Annotated in this window: 1 protein-coding gene; it reads left to right on the plus strand. The window is 73.7% G+C overall.

The window, feature by feature from the left end:
• Nucleotides 1-6 precede the first annotated feature (6 nt).
• A partial coding sequence (locus FV223_RS27690; protein ID WP_246689838.1) for a proline dehydrogenase family protein occupies nt 7-1,383 on the plus strand: 1,377 nt, incomplete at its 3' end.

The following is a 1,383-nucleotide window of genomic DNA, read 5'->3' on the forward strand; positions in this document are numbered from 1 at the left end:
GCGGGCCTGCGGCGGACGGCGAAGCGGGGCGGCGTCGAGGGCCTGATCCACGAATACGACCTGTCGAGCCAGGAGGGCGTCGCCCTGATGTGTCTCGCCGAGGCCCTGCTGCGCATCCCGGACGCGGCGACCCGCGACGCGCTGATCCGCGACAAGATCGCCCCCGGCGACTGGCGGGCCCATCTCGGCCACAGCCCCTCGCCGTTCGTCAACGCGGCGACCTGGGGCCTGCTGGTGACCGGCAAGCTCACCGCGACGACGCGCGAGCACGGCCTGTCCGCGGCCCTGACGCGCCTGATCGGGCGGGGCGGGGAGCCGTTGATCCGCCGGGGCGTGAACCTCGCCATGCGGTTGATGGGCGAGCAGTTCGTGATGGGCGAGACCATCGCCGAGGCCCTGCGCCGGGCGCGCCCCAACGAGGCGAAGGGGTTCGCCTATTCCTACGACATGCTCGGGGAGGCCGCGGCCACGGAAGCGGATGCCGCCCGCTACCAGGCCGCCTACGCGGCGGCGATCCATGCCATCGGGTGGGAATCGGCCGGCCGGGGCGTCATCGGGGGGCCGGGCATCTCGATCAAGCTCTCGGCGCTGCACCCGCGCTACACGCGGACGAAGCGCGCCCGCGTGCTCGCGGAGCTGATCCCCCGGGCGAAGGCGCTGGCCGTGCTGGCCAGGGGGTACGGCATCGGCCTGAACATCGACGCCGAGGAGGCCGACCGGCTCGACCTCTCCCTCGACATCCTCGAGGCGCTGGCCACCGACCCGGACCTCGCGGCCTGGGACGGGCTCGGCTTCGTGATCCAGGCCTACGGCCGGCGCTGCCCCTTCGTCGTCGACTGGCTCGTCGACCTCGCCCGCCGGAGCGGCCGCCGCCTGATGGTCCGGCTGGTGAAGGGCGCCTACTGGGACGGCGAGATCAAGCGGGCGCAGGTCGAGGGGCTCTCCGACTTCCCGGTCTTCACCCGCAAGGCCCACACCGACGTGTCCTACCTCGCCTGCGCCCGGATGCTGCTGGCCGCGCCGGACGCGGTGTTCCCGCAATTCGCGACCCACAACGCGCAGACCGTGGCCAGCATCCTGGAGATGGCCGGCCCCGACTTCCGGCCCGGCGACTACGAGTTCCAGTGCCTGCACGGGATGGGCGAGCCGCTCTACGCGGCGGTGGTCGGCCCGGGCGGGCTCGACCGGCCGTGCCGGATCTACGCCCCCGTCGGCACCCACGAGACCCTGCTCGCCTACCTCGTCCGGCGGCTCCTGGAGAACGGCGCGAACGCTTCCTTCGTCAACCGCATCGCCGACGCCTCCGTCTCGCTCGACGACCTCGTCGCCGATCCGGTCGCGACGGTGCGGGCGATGCGGCCGCCGGGGGCGCCGCACCCGCGG

This window comes from Methylobacterium sp. WL116 (assembly GCF_008039455.1).
Lineage (GTDB): Bacteria > Pseudomonadota > Alphaproteobacteria > Rhizobiales > Beijerinckiaceae > Methylobacterium.